The following is a 19,372-nucleotide window of genomic DNA, read 5'->3' as shown; positions in this document are numbered from 1 at the left end:
ACGGCCGCTTCCTCCCTCAGGACAAGGCTGCCATCGCGGCCGAGGTCCTCAATCGGGCTTGGGAGGCCGCTTAGCTGGGTCCCGAGGAACTGAGACTAAAGCGGTGAAACCACCTGCACCATCAGCACCGGACGAGGATGTTGGTGCTCCGGCGTCTGTTGGTGCAGGACTTCCACTTCGACCGCCAATCCAAGCTGGTCTGCGAGATTGGCGAGGCGGTTGAACTCGGAGACCGCCGCGCAGATCTCCGCCGCTAGCAGCCTCGGATCGATAGCAGGCGGGATAGGCATGGTCTGCTCACTGTTAGGGTGTCCCATCCGTGGCCATGCAAACCGCAGGCCGCTCTTCCACCATCGACGGGTGCGCGCAGTTGGTGGGCACCAGCCAATTGGAACCAATGCGCTCAGGCTTGGTCGGCGAAGGTCGCGAGCAAGATCTCGATGGGCATCAACATGGTTCGCTCTCCAAGAGGTGGGGCGGCAATGAACCCGTGCCGGGCGTAGAAGTTGACTGCCTCCTGATCTATGGCGTGGGCTAAGACGCCACGAACGCCAGCTATCCGAGCGGCCGCCGCGCAGCGCTGGAGAGCATCGACCAGCAAGGCAGATCCTAGCCCACGCCCTTGAAAATTGCGGTCTACAGCCAGGCGCCCGATGAGCAGCAGTGGGACCTCTTCCGGCATGCCCCGCCTCAGCTTGGCGCTCGGAAGTCCGACGCGGTGGGCGGTAGCTGTCGCTATCGCGTAATAGCCGACCACTTGCTCTGGTGGAGCCGCGGCACACACCACGTAGGTACGCGCTGAAAGGCCCTCGCTCCCTCGCGCACGATCCTTAAGCCAGTCGTCGAGTGCGGGATGGCGCTCGTTTGAGAAGTCCTGAAGATCGTGCTCAGGCCGAAGTGGCTCAGGAGCACGGAACGCTAGCGTCCCGATCACGCTTTCCAAGGTGCCTTGCGCTGCATCATCGCCGCGAGCTGAGGCGAAGGCTTGGGCGGCGCATCAAGCAGCGCCATGAACTCGTCGTAGGCCTCTGGCTGCAGAAAGAACACCCGTTGATCAAGGAGTGCGTCCTCTGCCTGCCGGCGAGCACTTTCCAGCATAAATTCCGAGAGCTTCTGACCACGCAGCGCCGCCGCGCGGTTCAGAATGGCCTTCGTCTCCGCAGATGCGCGAATCTGGATCACGTCGTCCTTACGACCTGGGCGACTTCGAGTGGGGGTGCGGCGGGCTGAAGAGGGCATCGGTGACTCCTGCAGCGCAGATGTACATTTGCCACTACAATGTCAATACACCACGACTATCGCCGCGGGGCCTCGGGCGGCTCCTGGCGCGGGAGGTCGGTCCCATCCTGCTCGAAAAACTCGTCCCACGTGCCTCCCCCGGTGGGAGCGCGCCGTACCAGAGTGACCGCTTCATCGAGCAACGCGTCTGCCCCATCGCGACTGGGCGCTTGATTCGATTCAATCAATCCTTGGGCGACGGACAGCTCGTAGTGTTGGTCGATCAGGGCCCTCCCCGCTGCCCAAGCCGCGGCAGTCACGGCATCCGGACCCAACGCTGCAAGAACCTGCCAAGCCTTCCGTCCTTCGCCTGGCAAGCGCACGCGAAGCCGAACCGCCGTGGCCGCGACTTGGCTGATCGAACATCTTCGGCTTTCGCGAGTTCAGCGACCCGCTGATAGGTCTGCGCGTCAATACGGCCGGAAGGGCGGTGACGTACCATCCGCCCATTCGACAGAGATGGTGAGCTCAGCGCAACGGCCGCGCGGGTACTCCCTCAAGTCAGGCCGATACGCTTCTCAAACCACCAGAAGGCCGACGCTGACCATCAGAGACTTCCAAGCTGCGCCAGCGCCCGTCGCCCGAAGCCGCCGGCGGGGATTGCATCTGGTCGCCTTTTGATTGCGCTATGGGTGAAGCATCGAGCCCAGGCAGGCGAAGGCTTGAGATGGTCGAGATCCACGCGAGCGCGCTGCCGGCCGTCGAGCCTGCGAGCACCGGCGTGCATCTGGCCTGGATCGGCCCGGCCACACATCTGCACTCGATCGACGGCTGGACGATCGAGCGGCGGATCGCCACGCGCCTGGAGAGCGACTGCCAGAAGATCCACATCGGCCGCCTCACGGCCGCCGAGGAACGGGTCATCGACCTCGGCCGTGTGCGCCTTGCGCCGGGCGTGTTCCCGGTCGGGAACGCGCCGGGGGTGGTCTGCACCTTCGAGCTTTCAGCGCCGGCGCCCGGCCTTCACGGCAGGATCCAGGGCGCAATCGCCTGCATCGTGGGCCTGCGGCACGGCAAGGCGGTAAGCGCCTCGGGGCCCCTATCAGGGCCCTTCGACCTTGGGCCCGCGCCGCTCGACCGGGTCGTCGTCTACCTGACTGCCGTCAATGCCGACACCGGCGTGGATATCTGCCGCTATCGTTACGACACGGCGGATTGGACCGGCGCCCAGCGCGTGGCGCGCCTCCAGCTTCCCTTGCGCGACTTCATGGGGCCGATCGACGAGACGGCGGAGGCGCGCGCGCGCCTGTTGCCCGGCGAGACGATCGACGCGGCGCGTTTTGCCGAGATCGCCGACATGTTGCGAGGGCTCAAGACCAGCCCCCGCAGCGCCGTCCGGGTCCGCCAGCAGCCGGACGATCAGTTCGACGAGATGGCTGCCCTCGATCCCCTGCGCATCCTTTTCGCAAGCCCGACCTGGCGGCGCGCGCTGGGCTTCTCGCTGTTTGACCGCGACCCCGCCCTCGTCGTCGGTCAACGCTACGACTACCGCATCCTGGGGACCTTCCCGGCCGCGGCGCGCACGATCGGGTTCCACAGCATCCCCTCCGGCACGCAGCTTCCGGCCGACTTCTACCTGCACGACTGCCGCATCCGCCTTCCTGAGCCCGCCGCAGTCGAGGCCGCCGGTGACCCCGGCCCTGGCGCCGTGCTGCATCGGACCCGGCGGGGCGTCCGGCTGGCGGGCGGCGGCTCCGGGCTCCCCTGGATCGGCTTCGGGATCGAAGACTTCGCCGCGGTCATCGACCTGCCCTTCCCGGCACGGACCTTCCGCTTCGAGCTGGAACCCGGTCACAACCTGACGGTGGAGGCTGGCTTCGCCTGGGCCTCCAGCTTCTCGGCGCCCGTGGCGATCCCCGCCGGACCGACGCCGACCATCACCCTGCCCGCCGCCGCCAGCCAGTTGCGCCTGCGCGGCAAGGGCTTCCTGGCCGCGCTGATCGTCGAGCCGGCGCCGGACGTCCAGGCCATCCAGATCCTGCCTTCGATCCTCCTCGCCGACACGCCCCGCATCGCCCCGCCGTCGTCGGCGATAGCCACAAGCCTGCAGCAGCCGGTAGTGTCTGACGGGGGCGCGATCGCGCCGCGCCGCCCGCTCGGAATGAAGCTGCAGTGGGAGCCGGCCGCCATGGTCGCCGGCTGGTCCATCCCGGGCGTGGCGCCCCCGATCGAGGCGGCCGGGTTCGGCGTCGAGCGGCGGATCGACCCGGCGGGCGCCTGGGAGCCGGTGACCGACGCAGATGCGCCGGCCTTCGGCAGCCGCAGCGACGCCGGCGGCGAAGAGGTCGCGATCACCGCCGGCGGTGACCTGATGACGGCCTTTCCGGAAGAGCCCCGACCGGACGCCTCGACGGCGACCTTCGAGCTGGAGGACCTGTTCCTGACCGGCGAAGACGGCGAGGGGCTCGCCGCCCCGCCGCCGCCCGGTACGATGGTCCGCTACCGGCTGGCCGCCATCGACTGGGCGGGGCGGCGCAGCGCGGGGACGACCGAGACCGCGCCCGCGCGCCTGGAGAAGCACGAGCCGCCGCCGGCGCCGGCCAGCGCCGACCCCCGGACTGCGGACCAGCTGGACGTCCCGGGACCAACGGGCGTCACCGCAACGGTGCTGGTGCGGGGCGCCGACATGACGCCGGGCGAGCAGGCCCTGCTCGGCGACGCGGACAACGCCATCGTGCTCGAATGGGGGTGGCGGGAGCAGGAACGCGACATCGACCCGTTCGCGACGCATTTCCGCGTCTACGTCTCGCCGCCGCTCGACACGGTCGAATGCCAGGTACTGGCCGTCGCGCCGATCGCCGGCCGTGACGGCGCCTTCGCCGTCACCGCACGGCTGGACCGCCCCATCGAGGCAGAGGCGGCCAAGGGCCAGTACCTCGCAGCCCCCTATCCTTTCTTCGTGGAGAGCCACACGGCAGGGCGGGATGTCAGCCTCACCCTGGTCACCCGGCTTCGTGGGCCAGGAGGCGCATTCAACGCACCGGCGTCCGGCCCGGCGTCCCTGCCGCTCAATCACGTGGCACGGCTGACCCGACCGGCCGCCTGGGCGGAGCGTCTTTCCCCCGCCATCCCCATCACGGCTGAAGAACGCTACCGCGTGATCCTGCACGACCGCCTGGTTCTGAATCAGGAACACCCGCGCGATGCGCTGTGGGTCGGGGTCAGCGCCGCCGACGATCAAGCCTATGTGCCCGACACCCATGCCGGCGGCGATCAGCGGCCGGGCAACGAGAGCGCGATCGCGGCGCTGCTCTGCCAGGCGAAGTGGCTCGGACGCCCGCACTACGAACCCCCGCAGCCGGCGCCGGATGTGCCACGGCTCACGACGCACGAACCGCAGGGCGTAGCGGTCGCTTATCGGCTGGACCTCGCGCCCTGGCTCGCAGCCGCAGGACTGGCCGGTCTGATGCTTGTGGAGCGGCTAGACGCGGTCGACCTGCTCGCCGCCTGCGCCGTCGAGGGCGGCGGGCTGGTGGGGACACTCGGCGAGGCGCGCACGCCCATCCCGATCCCCAATCCGACCGACCGCCAGATCCTTGCCGAGGCCGTCACGAGCGGCGCCTTCGACACCGTCCCGGACCGCCTCCTCGTCCTGGTGGCCGCACTACATCCCTTCCGGGGGGCGCTCTTCCGGGCCGTCAGTCCGGAGCCTTCCGCCGCGACCAGCATCGAGGACAATCTCCCGTCCGCCGCCGCGCGCTACCTCTACCGCGTGCGCCGCGCCGCTTCCGCCGGTCAGGTGTCGCAGGAAGGGTTCGTGATCCCCGCCGTGGTGCGCGTGCCCTCGCTGGCGCCTGGGCCCACGCCGCGCCGCCTCCCGCTCGAGCCCTCGGACCCCTCCGGCGGCGTGCGGATCGGCGTGCCGAGGGACAGTCCCTTCACCCACCTCCTCCTCTTCGAAGCCCCCCTGGCGCGCGGTCCCGGCCGCCTGGTCCGCGTCCCGAACCGCCCCGATCTTCTGCCCGCGGGCCATCTGGCGCTCGTCTTCGACGACGACGGCGCCACCCTGTCTCCCGAGGTGGCGCCGCGGTCCGAGCTCGAGAGCGGGCCCTCAGCCGAGAGCCACCTCGTCGAACTCTCCATGCCGCCGGACGGTCCTGTGCGGCTTTGGGCGGCGACCGTAAGCGCTGACGGCATGCCCTCCCCACTCGCCGGGCCCTGGCGCATCGAGCGGCCCTTCGCCCCCCCGGCGCTGCCGGCGCTCGCCATCACGCTCGCCGCGGATCGCGTCACCCTCGATTGGGACTGGGGGGGCGCCTCGCCCCTGCCGGTGACGGTCGAGCGCGCCGACAGCGGCGACGCCTGGACCCGGGCTTCGGCGCCCTTCCTGGCGGGCCGCACGGGCTTCGAGACCGCGCGTCCGCCGACGGGCACCCGCTTCCGCCTGCGCGCGGGCTCGGCCGTCAGCAACGAAGTGGGGGTCTAGCGATGCGCCCGCCCTTCGAGCTCGCCACCGTGACGCTCTTCAGTGAGCCCGACCGCCTCGTGCGGCTGGCCGACCGCTACGATGACGTGGCCCCGGCGGCCCGTCCCGGGCGCTACGAAGGCGCGAGCCTTTGGCTGACACGCCTGGCGCCCAGCGCGGCGAGCTTCGAGCTGCATTGGCCGGCCACCTGCTGCGCGCGCACCATCGACCTCACCCCCGGCGGGCCCGTCGCCGAACTCCTGGAACTCTCCCCGCTCCCCTTCGCCCACCGGTTGTTCCTGGAGGGCCTCGAGGGGGGCGCTCCCACCTTCTATCTGGCCTACACGGACCATCCCTACCCGCCCGACGGCGAGGCGCTCCGGACCGGGGATGCGGCGCTGGCCCTCACCGGCGCGTGGCTCGGGATCCTCTTCCAGGACCGCCTTGCGACGGCCCCCTGGGCCTGGTTCGACCGGCTGGCCGCCGCTCCCGGCGCCGTCCCGGCCTGGCAGGACTGGGCCAACGCCTTCGCCGGGCGCCGCAGCCTGCGCCTGCTCGATCACGTCGGCCGTCCGCTCGCAGGCCAGGCGGTCACCGTTGAGGCCGGCGGCGACGTCCACGACCTGGTCTCCGACAGCGCCGGCGACCTCGGTCCTGTCGCGCCCGGCTCGCGGTTGACGTTCCCCGCCGGGCTCGCGCTACCGCTCGCGGCCCTCACCGACGCCGCGGAGAGCAATGTGGCGGGTGAGGCCAGCTTCCAGCTTCCGCCCGGCGTCGGCGCCGGCCACGTGCAGGTCCTCGACCTGGCCGAATGGTTCGCTCCACAGCTGGACCCGGACCCGGAGTCCCCCGCCATCGGCGCCCGCTTCCGGCGCAACTCCCGCATGGAGCCCTTGGTCGATGGAGAGGAGACCTTCGCGCGGCTGATGGCCGACCTCGACGCCGTCAGGGGAAGCGCCGCGGCCGCCTATTTCGCGGGCTGGGCGTTCAAGGACTTTCCGCTCCGGATCGGTGACGAGGACAGCCGCCTCGACAGGATCGCCGCCGCGATCAACGGCAGCGGCGGCGAGACCAAGGTCCTGGCCGCCCAGTTCGTCCAGGCGGATGAAGCCGAGCTGGACGAGCTCAGCCGCGAGATCGCGCTTGCCATGATGGCGCTGTTCTGGATCGCCAATGCGCCGGCGGCCGGGACCCGCGGCGCCGGCGTCACAGGCGCCATCGGGATCGCCCTCTGGGTGCTGGCCGAAGCGGCCGCCATCGCAAACCTCGCCAAGGGCCTGCTCGACGGAGAGCGCATCGGCAAGCTCATCAAGGACCACGTCGAGCAGACCTCGCCGGAGTTCCTGGAGAAGCTCGCGGCGCAGTGTCGGGCGCTCTATGCGCCGCACCCGTCCACGATGGACGACAATCCACTGGCTGGGGACATCACCCTCCCCGATGGTCGCCATCTGAGCGAACTGCAGAACCGCTGGGGAATCTACCACCAGAAGATCCAGGCGATCGTCAAACCGGACGGTGAGGATCGTTTCGCCGCCTACGTGGGCGGGATCGACATCAACACCAACCGGCACGACTCGCCCGGCCACAACGGCGCGGTCTGGGTGGAACCGGATTCCCCGGAGGATCCCCACGCGAGCCCCTTCCACGACGTGCACTGCCGACTGACCGGCCCGGCCGCATCGGAGGTCTTCCACGTCCTCAAGTGGCGGAACGAGCAGGTCGGTCCCGTGGACGCCAAGCCGGTCATCGTGCCGGGACCCGGCGACTGGGGCGAGCCGGGGCGGCACGTGATCCAGGTCGCCCAGACGGTGTACCGGCCCAGCACGCCGCCGGCTGGCGTGCCGACGTGGGTCCGGGACGGGAACGCCGCCACCCACGCGACCTTCGTCAACGCCATCAAGGCGGCGCGCGAGCACATCTACATCGAAGAACAGTACATGGTGCCAAGCACCCCCTACATGGAGGCGCTCAAGGCGGCGGCCGGCCATTGCCGGCGGCTGGTGATCTTGCTGCCCAGCTTCCTGGAGGTCTACTTCGGCGACCGGAAGCGCGGCCAGTTCTTCGACGAGCTCGCCGCGGCCTGGGGCGATCGCCTCTACATCGGAACGCCGCTTCGGCGTCCCGTGCTGGCGTCGCCGGGGAGGGTCACGAGCCGCGGGCGGCTCACCCTGATGACCGAAATCCCCGACGGGACGTCGACCCGGATCGTCGTGGGCCCCGCCACGCGGGTTCCCGAGGGCCGGTTCTTCCTCTGGATCGAGGGCGAGCTCATGTTCGCCGTCGCCGGGGCACTCGTGGTCGGTCCCGACGGCCAGCCGGCGAAGGAGCTGGAGGTGCTCCGCGGCGGCATGGGCCCCGAAGGAATCTGGTGTCCCGATCCGCGGCCCCACGGCGCCGGCGCGGCGGTCACCGCCGCCCAACCGACGCCGATCTTCCTCCACTCCAAGATCATGATGGTCGACGATGTTTTCGTCGCAATCGGCTCGACCAACATCAATCGGCGCGGCTTCTTCCACGACGGCGAGATCACCGCCTTCGCCATCCCCGACCAGCTGCGCGGCGCAGCGGACAACCCGGCGCTGTCGCTGCGGACGCGTCTCTGGGGCGAACAGCTCGGCCTGGCGCCCGCGATGGGCGCGGCCCTGTTCCGCGACCCCATCGCCGGTTTCGAACTCTTCAAGCGCAGCCGCTACGCCGGCAACCGGGTGGTTCCGCTGTCGGAGCTCAAGCTGCCGGAGCCTACGCTGGCCGAGTTGCCGTCCATGGTCGAGCAGGTGCTTCCAGACTGGGCGTCCAACCTGATCCAGTTCAGCCTGCAGAACTGGATCGAGGTGCTGGGCCCGACGATCTTTGACTCCATCTCCGACCCCACCACCACGCTCGAGACAGGCCCATGAGCGCGATCGGCCTCTTCGACGTCCTGGGCGTCGCCGACGCCGGTGAAGCGGCCGGGTTGTGGCCGCTCGACTACCTGCCGCTCGACCCGGCGAGCCTCGGCCTGATGGTGGCGGAGCTCGCGGGCGCCCTCAGCTTCCAGAACATCCGGCCTGGCGCCAGCGACGCCGCCGTCGGGCTATCGGCCGACATGACGGTCGGCGCCGTCCCGCCGACCCAACCCATCGTCTTTGCGGCGCTTCCCAAGTTCGGCTTCATGCTGCTGGAGACATCGGCCGGGCCTGCCCGCCTCTTCGTTCAGCAGACGCAGCTGGGCGTGGAGCTGGTCATCGAGGCCGTGCCGATCGAGGTGCTGTTCCCCAATGGCCTGCTGCTCCCTTTCGACCCTGCGGCAGGCGAGGTGAAGCAGGGCCGCTTCGACCGCGCCCAGCCTGACAGCTACGAGATCTCCCTGAACGCGTCCGGCCCCAGCACGCTGAAGGCCTACGCAAAGCTGCGGGTGAGCGAGAGCTTCGACTTCCTGCTCGAGTTCGCCACCCCGATCTCGGTAGGCCCCTGCCGGTTCTCCGGGATCGCCTGCGCAGCGCTGCACGATCTTTCGCTCGTGCTTACGCCGAATCCCATCTCGATGGACGCGCGGGCCCAGGCCCTGGAGTGGCTGCGCCACCCGCTGGACACGCCGCACGAAGCCGGCGGCCTCGCCGTGCGCACGGTCGACCTCTTCAGCGTGGGCTCGCGCGTGGCGACCGCCACGAACAAGGCCAACGAAGGACGGCCCGACGCGCAGTACGTGGAGCCGGTCCTCGAAGACATCCTGCTCATCCCGACGGGCCCGACGTCGCCGTTCCCGCTCCACTTCAGCGCCGGGGTCCGCCGGAGCCTGCAGGTGGGCGAGAGCGCGGACGGCGTGTACCGGCTCGGCGACAAGCCGGTCGTGACGGCCCTTGTCGAGGAGTCCGCGCCGGGCAAGCAGGACGGCATCTACCTTATCGTCCGCCAGGTGCTCCTGCGGAGCTTCGCGAACAATACCTCCCTCATCGATCCGCAGACCGCCTTCCTCGACATTGCGATCAGCAACGACCCGCACGCCGACGGCTGGAGCGGAACCATCGACCTCAGCGAGGACTGGACGCTCTCGGCGGGCTTCCATGTCGAGCCGCCGTTCAACTTCTTTTCGCTCTTCAACGTGCGCGTGAAGGTGCTGGGCGGGCGCATCGGCGTCTCCTTCAAGCGCCTCTTCGATCCCAAGCCTGACGCCGGTGTCCTGGATCCATACCTGGCTCTGGCGGACCTCGTGATCGTCATTGGCGACGAGGCGCCCTCCGATCCGCCGGCTGCCGACACCCCGGTCAAGGTCGAGTCCAAGTCGGGCAAGCCGACCACGATCGTGGCCAATGGCGTCGGCTGGAAGTTCGGGGAGAAGGCCCTCGGCAGCTTCTGGCAGGCCGACAAGGTCGACCTGAAGGCCATGGGCGTGCTGCGCCTGTCCATCGACGAGTTCGGCTACGTCACCGAGCCAAACGGAGGCCGCTACTTCTCCTTCAGCGGGTCGTGGCCGGTCTTCGGCACGCCGACGGCGACGCCCGAGACAGGCACGGACTACGAGGGCTCGTTCGGCGTCCAGTTCTTCCGCCTGCGCTGGCGGATCCACGGCGACCCGAATGCGCCCGTGTTCCTGATCGACGGCCTTGGCCTCTTCATCCAGACAGGCGCGCTGTCGATCATCGGCTCGGGCATGCTGAGCGACCGCCGGGTGGGCCAGGTCCGCTTCCGGGAGGCCGCCTTCGGCGCCGAACTCAACCTGGGCCTCGGCAAGACGGCCGACGGCAAGGACAAGGGGCGGTTCACGCTCGGCGGCCAAGTGCTGCACGGGACAGCCACCACATACAACGAGGCCAATACGCCGGTCTCCGAGTTCACCTATTGGCTCGCCGGCATGAAGGTGAGCCCGATTCCGCTGCCGGGCGGGTTCTCTCTCGTCGACCTGCGCGGGCTGTTCGCCTGGAACATGCAGCCGAAGCTGGGGCCCAATGAGCCCTCGACCGCCCAGCCCATGCGCCTGTTCGACTGGGCCCAGGCGCATGCCGACGCTATCGAGATCAAGGACTCCCGCAACATGGCTGGCGCGGGCTGGGAGCCCCGCGAGAACGCCTGGGCGTTCGCCGCCGGCGCCGGCGTCAAGCTCGGGGGCGGCAACGCCCTGACGATCGACGCCTTCTTCCTCTATGTCAGCTCGCCGGCCGCACGCGGCTTTCTGGCTGCGCTGAAGCTCTATCTCGGCGGCAAGAAGCCTATCGCCTATGGCGTGGTGGAGCTCGACGGCGACCATTGGAGCGCGCTCGTCGGGCTCGCGCTGGGCGTCGAGCAGGCGACGGGGAAGGACCTGCCCTCCTTCTTCGACGCGGCGCCGTCGTTGACCGGGACCTTCTACGCCACGAACCAGCCTGCGACCTTCGCGATCGGCCGGCTCAACGACACTTCGAGCTGGCTGGCGTTGCGGATCGGGGGCGACCTGTGGGTCTTCCGGCTCAAGCTCTTCGTCGGGATATGCCTGGAGATCGTGGACGTCCCCGGCGGCCCGCGCGTCCTGGCGTTCCGGGCCGAGTTCAGCGGCGGCACCCGCAAATGCGCCATCGGCTCCATCGACTTCTCGCTGTCGATGCAGCTGACCGTGGGGGTATGGCGCAGCGAGTCCCGGGTCTCGGGTTTCGTCCAGAAGCTGGAAGGCAGCATCCGGATCAACGTCCTCTACGTCTTCCGCTTCGGAGCGAGCTTCAAGGTCGAGTGGACGTTCCTGGGTCCCGACCCGGCCTACCGGCAGATCGGGTGCGAGGTGCGCATCCACACTCCCTGGTGGATGCCCGACAAGACCTTCCGCTGGAACCGCACCCTCGGCGAGCCGCAGCTCGAGAGCATGGAGACCATCTCCCCTCCGCTCGAGGAGGGCGCTGGCCACCGGGTGACGGCGGGGGACCCGATCGCCCTGCCGGTCTCGACCCTGTCCGACGACCCGCAAGCCGTCCTCAACATCTCGCAACTGCAAGCATTGCCCGCCCCCGCGCTCGCCGGCGAGGCCCCGCTACTCCCGATCGACGCGGTCGTCGCCCTGCAGTTCAAGCCGGCCGTGGACGACCGGCTCATCTGGGGCCAGATCACCCCGCCCGATGCAGGCCGGCAGGACAGCAACAAGGTGTCCACGCGCTATGCGCTCGTGGAACTCGGAATTCGCCGCCGGCCGCTGGCGGGCGGGGCATCCGCGCCTTGGACGACGCTTCTGGACCCGGCTCTCAGCCGCACGGACGACATCGCGAGCCTCCCGCCGGCCACCCTAGCTGAGCGCAGGAAGTCGCCGCTGGCGATGCGCTGGGATGCCGACCTGCAGCGCGAGCAGGCGCTGGATCCGCGCCTGCTCCTCCTCAACTCCGAGCTTCCCTGGCGTTTCATGGCCGTGAACCTCATGGGCGACGAGAACCTCGTGCGCACCATGCCGGGCTGGCCGTGCTGCCCCACCTTCGAGAGCTCTGGCGAGCACGTGCTGAACTGGGAGGGCCAGGAGGCGGGAGCCCGTGCGCCGCTCACGCAGCTCTTCAGCAACTCCCAGACGCCCTGGAGGTGGCTCGTGACGCCGCCGCTGGTCGTCGCGCCGCTGAATCGGCCACATTTGGTGCCCCTGCCCGTCATCGGCTCGCCCGAGGGCGAGATCGCCCGGATCCGCTTCGATGCGCCGGCCGCCCGGGTCGTGTTCCAGATGGCGTGGAAGGCCATGCACCTGCCCCGCGACCTCGTGATCACCGCGTTCCGCGGGCTGAAGGCGGTCGCCGAGCAGGCTTTCCCCCTCAGCGCCAACAGCCCGGACCGGATCGAGATCGCCGACGCCGCGGGGATCGAGCACCTCAGTGTCCGGATCACGGGGCGGCCGGTCCCTGACACCGCCGGCGTCACCGGCGTGGTGGAACTGGAGGGCGTTCGCTACACGACGTCCCAGGAGACCCTCGACGCGTTGCTTCACGATCTCAAGTGCGGATCCTTCGATCCGGCGACCGCCGGCAACGGCAGCCGCTTCGCCTGGCTGCCCAACCACGAGTACGAGGTTCAGGTGAAGACGCGGGTGCAGGTCGCGCATGAGACGGCTGGCGCGCTCGTGGCCGAGGTCCCGCAGATCCTCCGCTTCCGGACCCGGGGCCTGTTGGGGCTGAACGGGACCGACAGGGTGGGCAGTGAGATCGAGCCCTACGTGGAGTCCTGCTACCCGCCCCGGGGGACCTGTCTCTACCGCAGCGAGCCGGCCCTCCTCGCCTTCGACGAGCGCTTCGACATCCTGCAGCGCATCGACCATCCCGTTGGGCCCAACGACCCGCCGGAACGCAAGCAGCGGGTCGACTGGGAGTTGGTGGCTCGATTGGTCGGCGGCGAAGGCGACGGCCGACGGCTCTCCGCCACCGGCGCAGACTGGATCGTCGCTCACCGCGGGACGGGGTCGAACCTGGAGCCGCGTCCGCCGGTCGTCGGCGGCACGCGCGGCCACGTGCGCGAGGCCCTGTCTCTGGACCCGTTGCGGCTGCGCTTCGAAGCCGTGGCGGCGAATGCCGAGGCCTGCGGCTTCCCGCCCCCGCCCACGCACCGCTCAAGGGTGCTCTCGCACGTTCCGGCTGACCCCCACGGCGCACCGGAGGCGCCGGCGCTCTGGCCGGCGCGGTCGCGGGTGCGGATCGGCCTGCGGGTCGCCGGCGCGCCGTTCGTCGATCGGCGAACGTTCGAGGCGGACGACGCCACGGCTTTCACGACAGCCCCGGTCCCCTGGCAGTCGGCCGACGGCCTGCTCGGACCCAGCGCGACGAGCGGTGTGCAGACCGCACAGTTCGGCCAGCCGGACTGGCTGCACTTTGAGGCGCAGCTGCGGCTGCGCGCGCTGGGGACCCGCGCCGGCCTCGCGCTGGCGGTGACCGCAACCGGATCCCTAAACATCTGGCTCGACGAGACCACCCTTCGGATCGTCCGGCGCAACGGCGCCCAGGAGATGGAGCTCAAGTCTGCGGCTGTCGGGGACGGCCCGGCCCTCGTCCTCAGGGTCACCGCTTACGATGACGAGATCGTCGCCGAAGCGGGCGCGGCGCAATTGCGAACCCCCCGGGGCGCATCGCGGGGGGGACGCCTGGCTCTGCTCGCGGAGGGTGAGGCGCAGTTCGAAGCTTTGCGGGTGGATGGCCTCGACGCCTATCGCTTCGAGTACGATGTCAGCCGCTTCGAGGGCTTCGCCGAGCACGTCAGCAGCTTCTCCGGCCGAGTCCGCCGCATCCCCGCCATCGGAGCGGCGGTGGGCGCGAGCACAGCCGAGCTTGCGACGAGGAACGCGCCCTTCGCCGATTGGATCGCTGAGCTCGGTATCCCGCTTCAGGGCGAGGTCGAGCGCCTCGACATCGGCCTGCATGCGTCCGGCCTCCTCGTGATCGAGAGTCCCGAATCGTTTGGCGGCGACGTACGTCTCAGGCTTCGTCAGGGTGGCGCCGACGTGCCGGCCACGGTGGTCGCCGACACCCGTGGCACGGTCTTCCTGCTCGCCCCGGCATCACCGATCTCGGGCGACTTCGAACTCAACTTCGGCATCTCGCTCACGCGGTATCGCGCCGCCTCGGCGGATCCTGAGAATACCCTCGTCCAGTCCCACACCCTGGCTATCTCGCTTTAGGCCGCAACTTCGTTTGGCCCCAGATCCGCCAGGAGGAGCAGCAACAGCTTGTGGGAGAATTGCGGCTGCCATTCCAACTTGGGTGCGCGAACCGCCCGACAGAGAACAGCGGGAGGGCAAACGGTCTTCGGTTCAGCCTCTCCAAGTCAGGCCAATTCTGACGGCGGCGATGCTTCGGGAGCGGAACTTGTTATCGCGCTCGAAACCGGACACTTGCACTGCTGGCGTCGAGCATCCCGTGGAGCGGGGATGCCTCGCCTCATCGAAGCGGCCCCGCCGCGACGACTGCAGGTTGTTTGGCCGAGAACAACGTGAAGCTCGCCCAGTACCGAGGATCGCTACGGCCGGGCTGCGCCCGTACCTGCAGTTTCGCATCCCGCAGTGCGGAGGACGCGTCCTGCCCGGCCTTGATGCGCGACATGAATTCCAGCATCAGGCCCTGCGTGACCTTGTCGTCAACGTTCCAGAGGCTCATGACGACGTTGTCCACGCCTGCGATCTGGAACCCGCGCGCAAGCCCGATGACGCCACCGGATACATTCTGCCCAAGGCCCGTCTGACAGGCGCTCAACACCGCCAAAGTTGCGCGAATCAGACATGCGGACTGCACCTCGCGGGCCGTCCAACGGTCGCCGTCGGCGAGTGCGATGAACCCTTCAAGACCGGTATCGCCGTAGGAGACGCCATGGGTCGCGAGGTAGATCAGGTCCGCGTTCTGAGCGGCGCTCGTCACTCTGTTGCGCGTGGCGTCGCGGCCCAATAGAGGCGTGACGCCCATCAGCTCGGCGACCGCCTTCGCCTCCGCGCGCGCCCCGGCCAGTTGCGGGAGCTCGAAGTCGGGGTCGGCGAAGCTTGGATCGCCGATCACGAGCGCGGATGAGGGGGCGCCGACCTCGCCGTGCTTCGCCGCATCCTCCTCGCATCCGGGAATGATGCGGACATATCCTTCCCGAGCCGCCGATGCGCGGCGGCCGTTCTCGGACGGGGCTTGAATGGCCGATGCGGCGGCGAAGAGATCGATGAAGCTGGGCGCGACCGTCGTCGAAAAGCGGCTGATGAAGTCGCCCTCGTCGAGCGGCAGCGCGTCGAACGGCACGTTGCCCAGGGCTCCATACGGAACGATCACGAGGCGCTGCACCTCCGTCAGCCCCCCCATGGTGTCGCCGGGGAACAGGATCGCCGCCAGAGCCTTCACCGCCGCGCGGTCTTTCAGCGCCGCGTGCGATCCGTCGGCGGCCGGGGGCGTGCGATGGAGCCCCCTCGCACCTCTGGACGCGCGCGGGATCGGCGCGCGGAGCGCTTGGCGCGCGTCGATCGCTGAAACTCGGAAGAAGGTTCGCAGGTTGGCCTCAACGGCGCCGGGGGGGACGTAGACTTCCCCGAACGCAACTTTGCCGCGGGCGCCGATCAACCAGACGCAGCTCTTCAGGGCGTCGCGCTGGAACAACGCCACCGCGGATCCGTCACGGATACCTCGGAGGGCGGACCGTGAGACCTCACCCGAGACCGAGGGCGCTCCGCGCATCTGGCTGAGTCGCTGGTACAGGGTGGTCTGCTTGGAGATGGCCAGGGTGAGGTTGTCCTCGCCGCATACCGCGTCCTGCAGCGATGCGGTGACGGCTTTGGCGGGGTAGCGATGCTGCAGCAGGTCCGGCTGCAGCGGCAGGAGCGCAAGGGTGTGCCTCGCCGCGCTGTCTCCCTTGCGCGCCAGGTGCTCCAGGATCTCTTGCAGGCCGTCGTCCGGCCTTCGCCCGCCGATGTCATGCCAGGCGAGGTGGAGGAGACGCCGCAATTGGTCGGCGCTGAGCGCGTTCAGGTCTCTCCCGTAGATCGACGCGGCCTGATCGAGGCCGGACCGCAAATCCGCGGCACCCGCGGGCACGCCCGCCTTGGCGGGGTCAACGGGAACGCGCCGCGACGTGCTTGCAGCGAAGAGGTGATCAGCGAACTTGGTGGGCGAGCCGTCGAGTTTCCGCGCACGTTCGAAGGACGCCATGAGCTCGGGCCAGCCGATCTCCCCTTCGACAAAGCGCCGCTGGGCGACATCGTAGATCAGGGCGCCGACCTTGGCCGCGTCCGCCGCCGGCAGGATGCGGCCAGACAGATCCTCCAGGCTGTCGAGCATCAGGTTCCGGTTGGCGGCCCAATGGTTGTAGTCGCGGTCGCGCACGACGGCGGCCACGAGCCACATCCGATCCGCCACGGTCACGGTCCCCGATCCGAGGCGAGCCTTCACGAGGTCCATCCGATCATAGTCGCCGGGGCAGTCGCCCAACCGGTCGAAGCCTTCCTCGTAGGCCCTCTCATCTGGACGACCAGCGACCAGCACGCGTCCTAGCGTGCAGGACGCTTTCTCGCGGTCATAGCCGGCCCAGGCGACCCTTTCCCCCCCAGGACCCTTCTCGGAGGCGGACCGTAGAGTCGCCAGCGCCGGCCGGTATCCCGCCTGGGCGGCCGTCTCCAACATCCTGAGCACATCATCGCTGTAAGGACCGCGCAGCAGCTTGGCGCCGTAGGCCCCCAGCAACTCAGCCCTGGTTGAGAAGGGCGCTGGCGTCGCCAGCCGCGCGTCGACGAGGTCGGCCCAGGCCCAAACCGCATCCGTCCGCGACGGTCCGTCACCTTCCGCGATGGCCGCGTAGAGCTGCGCTGCCCGTGTCCCGTCCCGCGCCACCTTCGGACACTTCAGGGGATCGAAAGACCGAGCATGGGCGATGGCGGCATATGCGGCGCCCAGCTCGGCAGCGCGCGAGAAGAGCCTTCGCGCCGCCCCCGACGCACAGTCGACGGCGCCGGCGTCGTACGCCGCGCGCATGACATCGTCAGGGTTCTGATCGGTCCGCGCTCTGGGGGCGGGCTCCGCAGCCTGAATTGGCGCGACGCCCAGGATGAATGCGGCGCCTGCGGCAGCTGTTAGCCGCCAAGCGGCGCCGTGACGCCGAGCACCACCGGCTACCTGCCCGGGAAGGCGGAGGAACCAACCCATTTCTTCACGTCTCCCACGAAAAGAGGACTTACCCAATAGCTACACCGTGGAAGGCCGGGGCACAGCCGTGGGGATGGGCGGGGCGAGCGGCGGTGAGCGGAGTGAGCATCCGCTGCAGGGACTACCGAAAGACCTAGAGCTTCGCCGGCGACGTCTTGTGACACTGCGGACAGGCAAGCTCGACAGCGACCGCTACGACCTGCACGGCCTGCGCCACACCCGCGGGGTCGAGCTGGCGCTGGCCGGCTGCAGCGACGCGGAGGGTGCGGCGATGATGGGCCACCGCAGCCCGTCGAGCTTCGTCCAGTACCGCCGACAGGCCGACAGAATCCGGCTTTCGGACGCGGCGGCGGCCCGTGTCGCGCGGCTTCGCGAACAGGCCGGAAACGCCGCGTGTAAAACCGAGTGGAAAGAAAGTGGAAAAAACATCGTTCGGAACGAAAAAGGACCGGGATGAAACCCGGTCCTTTCAATCCCTTGCGATGGTACCGCCCTCCCGGATCGAACGGGAGACCTCCAGAGCCACAATCTGGCGCTCTAACCAACTGAGCTAGGGCGGCGCATCGCGAGCGCGCTTTCTAGTCGGGCGACGCGGCGCGATCAAGCCGCACGGTCAAGGGTCGAGCAGCGGCTTTCTGTAGCGGCGCGATCCGGAGAGTTCGCGGCCGTCGGCGAGGCGGACGAGGTAGTCGCCCGACGGTTTCGATTCCACCTGCACGATCGCGGCCCTGCGGACCAGCCGCGAGCGGTGGATACGCACGAAGCCGGCCCCTTGCAGGCGCCGCTCCATCTCCGCCAGCGGGGCGCGGTGGAGGATCGGCGTGGCGCCCCGGTGGAGCTCGACGTAGTTCCCGGCGGCCTCGATCCAGGCGATCTCCGCGAGCGGCAGGAAGTGGCGCCGCGCGCCGTCCCGCACCTCGATGGAGTCCTCCCCGGTCTGCAGCGGCCTCGCGGGCGTCAGCCGCAACCAGACGACATAGATCGCCACCACCGCGAAGTAGACGAGGAGGTCCTTGCGAAACTCATAGAGGAAGTCGCCGAGAGGCGAGAGCGGTGCGTAGAAGTCGCCGACCGCGGCGTAGACGGCCCAGCGCAGGACGCCCATCGCGGTCACGTGCACCAGCGAGTAGACGGCGGCGCCTAGCAGGTGCGCCGGGACCACGCGCGACCAGGGCGCGGAGAGCGGCGGGAACCGGCGGGTGAGCGCCATGATCGCAGGCGCCAAGGCGGTCAGCACCGCGACGCTGGTCGTCTCCCAGACGAGTGGTTCCCAGAAGGGCACCGGCCGGCCTGCCTCGGCCCGATCGTGCGTCACGCTGAAGGCGTCCACGACCGCGATCGCACAGCCCACGAAGGCGAAGATCGCGACGAAGATCGCGTCGCGACCCCGCCCTTCCGCGGCTGACGGCTGCTGCTCGCTCAAAAGTTCGCCCCGCGCATTCACGGGCGACAGCTAGCCGGACCTGCGGGCAAAGAAAAAGCCCCGGTCGCCGAAACGACCGGGGCTCGTTCTTGTCAGGCGTATCGCGCCTTGCGGCGGATCAGCCTTTCGGCAGGACGAAGCGGAGCGGAATCCGCACCGTGCCGCCGTCGACGGGTTGGCCGTCCTTGGACATGGGCCGCATCTTGAAGAGCTTGCTCATCTTGAGTGCGGCGTCGCCGAAGCCCATGTCGGCCGGATCTTCCGACGTGACATTGCAGGACTCCAGCGCGCCCCGGGCGTTCACCTGGCAGCTGATCGACGCCCGGCCTTCGACCTCCATCCGCTGAGCGCGGTCGGGGTAGTAGCGGGCGAAGTCCTCGCCAGAGGGACGGCGGAGCCAGTCCGGGTTGGTGATGACCGACGGGCGCGGCGGCTCCGGCGGCGGCGCGGCGGGCGGCCGAGGCTCCTCGATCCGACGCTCGACCGGAGGAACCGGCAGCGGCGGGATCGACGGAATATCGGGCACCGCAACGGGCGGCCGGGGCTGCAGCTTCGGCGGCGGCGGCGGCGGGGTGTTCGGCGGTGGCGGCGGCGGCGGCGGCGGTGGCGGCGGCGGGACAGGCTTGATGATGTCCACGTCCGTCACGTCGTCCGAGTACTCTTTGTACTTGGGTTCGAACCGCGTCTTGAAGAGATAAA

At 69.4% G+C, this 19,372-nt stretch carries 10 protein-coding genes and 1 tRNA gene; 4 read left to right on the top strand and 7 right to left on the bottom strand.

Translation table 11 applies throughout. The annotated features are described in order from the left end of the window. Positions 1-95: 95 nt before the first annotated feature. The 3 genes from VGD44_RS09300 to VGD44_RS09295 all read right to left on the bottom strand — a co-directional run bounded on the left by VGD44_RS09300 (position 96) and on the right by VGD44_RS09295 (position 1,182). The gene (locus VGD44_RS09300) at positions 96-290 is read right to left on the bottom strand and encodes a hypothetical protein (RefSeq protein ID WP_331086187.1); all 195 of its coding nucleotides are present in this window, start codon (positions 288-290) and stop codon (positions 96-98) included. Between the two features lie 113 nt (positions 291-403). Continuing rightward, positions 404-934, bottom strand: a complete 531-nt coding sequence (locus VGD44_RS26505) for a GNAT family N-acetyltransferase (protein ID WP_414694626.1) — start codon at positions 932-934, stop codon at positions 404-406. Beyond that, positions 931-1,182 (bottom strand): DUF1778 domain-containing protein, encoded by a 252-nt coding sequence (locus VGD44_RS09295; protein WP_331086185.1) that lies wholly within the window; start codon positions 1,180-1,182, stop codon positions 931-933. Before VGD44_RS09295 ends, VGD44_RS26505 begins: the two co-directional genes overlap by 4 nt. 763 nt (positions 1,183-1,945) lie before the next feature. Between VGD44_RS09295 and VGD44_RS09290 the strand changes: the two genes are divergently transcribed. From VGD44_RS09290 to VGD44_RS09280, 3 genes are read left to right on the top strand one after another with little or no spacing between them, the layout of a single operon-like run. After that, complete coding sequence (locus VGD44_RS09290) at positions 1,946-5,704, top strand: hypothetical protein (protein WP_331086184.1); 3,759 nt, start codon at positions 1,946-1,948, stop codon at positions 5,702-5,704. 2 nt (positions 5,705-5,706) lie between these two features. Continuing rightward, positions 5,707-8,580 carry a phospholipase D-like domain-containing protein gene (locus VGD44_RS09285; RefSeq protein ID WP_331086182.1) on the top strand — a complete coding sequence of 958 codons (2,874 nt, stop codon included), beginning with the start codon at positions 5,707-5,709 and terminating at the stop codon, positions 8,578-8,580. Beyond that, positions 8,577-14,264: a hypothetical protein gene (locus VGD44_RS09280; RefSeq protein ID WP_331086180.1), complete on the top strand. Its 5,688-nt coding sequence runs from the start codon at positions 8,577-8,579 to the stop codon at positions 14,262-14,264. The genes VGD44_RS09285 and VGD44_RS09280 overlap by 4 nt, the downstream gene beginning before the upstream one ends. Positions 14,265-14,523: 259 nt before the next feature. Here the strand turns inward: VGD44_RS09280 and VGD44_RS09275 are convergent, their stop codons facing one another. Then, positions 14,524-17,250, bottom strand: coding sequence for a CHAT domain-containing protein (locus tag VGD44_RS09275; RefSeq protein WP_331086178.1), 2,727 nt, complete (start codon positions 17,248-17,250; stop codon positions 14,524-14,526). Between the two features lie 157 nt (positions 17,251-17,407). Between VGD44_RS09275 and VGD44_RS09270 the strand changes: the two genes are divergently transcribed. Further along, positions 17,408-17,707, top strand: a complete 300-nt coding sequence (locus tag VGD44_RS09270; protein ID WP_331086176.1) for a hypothetical protein — start codon at positions 17,408-17,410, stop codon at positions 17,705-17,707. A gap of 26 nt (positions 17,708-17,733) precedes the next feature. Here VGD44_RS09270 and VGD44_RS09265 read toward each other — a convergent pair. The 3 genes from VGD44_RS09265 to VGD44_RS09255 form a co-directional block, all read right to left on the bottom strand. Further along, positions 17,734-17,810 (bottom strand) — tRNA-His (locus tag VGD44_RS09265). 53 nt (positions 17,811-17,863) lie between these two features. Continuing rightward, positions 17,864-18,673, bottom strand: a complete 810-nt coding sequence (locus tag VGD44_RS09260; protein ID WP_331086174.1) for a LytTR family DNA-binding domain-containing protein — start codon at positions 18,671-18,673, stop codon at positions 17,864-17,866. A gap of 118 nt (positions 18,674-18,791) precedes the next feature. Continuing rightward, positions 18,792-19,319: an energy transducer TonB gene (locus tag VGD44_RS09255; RefSeq protein WP_331086172.1), complete on the bottom strand. Its 528-nt coding sequence runs from the start codon at positions 19,317-19,319 to the stop codon at positions 18,792-18,794. Positions 19,320-19,372 lie beyond the last annotated feature (53 nt).

Source organism: Phenylobacterium sp. (assembly GCF_036402295.1).
Taxonomy (GTDB): domain Bacteria; phylum Pseudomonadota; class Alphaproteobacteria; order Caulobacterales; family Caulobacteraceae; genus Phenylobacterium.
This window is presented reverse-complemented; position numbering and strand designations above follow the sequence as displayed.